Source organism: Oleiphilus sp. HI0086 (assembly GCF_001635225.1).
In genome coordinates, this window is record NZ_LWFZ01000302.1 from 1 (window position 1) to 409 (window position 409).

Below are 409 nucleotides of genomic sequence, written 5' to 3' on the forward strand. Positions count from 1 at the left end.
TTATTCGCTAGTAAAACTTTCTTACCTTTTCTAGCAGCAGCAAGGTTCGCCTCTAGCCCGGCTGCACCAACGATTGCAGCCATGACGACATCAACATCATCATGTGCGGACACACATTCCAGAGACTCCGCACCTGCCAAAACTTTGATATCAGAAGCATGTTTTAGCAACTCACCCTGCAAGCATTGCGCAGCATCTTCATCCACCATAACCGCAATACTTGGGGAGTGCTTCAAACACAGAGCTAGCATTTGCTCGACACTGCGATGCGCCGTCAGAGCAAATACCCGATACCTGTCTGGGTGCCGACTAATCACGTCGAGCGTGTTTAGACCAATAGAGCCGGTCGCCCCCAAGACACATACACTTTGAATAGTCGACACTTAATAACCTGAATTACTGAGAGTTT

Annotated in this window: 1 pseudogene; it reads right to left on the minus strand. The window is 48.4% G+C overall.

Annotated features, from left to right (window positions below):
* Positions 1–383 (minus strand): annotated as a pseudogene (locus tag A3756_RS03710) (1-deoxy-D-xylulose-5-phosphate reductoisomerase); the annotation flags it as partial.
* Between the last annotated feature and the right edge of the window lie 26 nt (positions 384–409).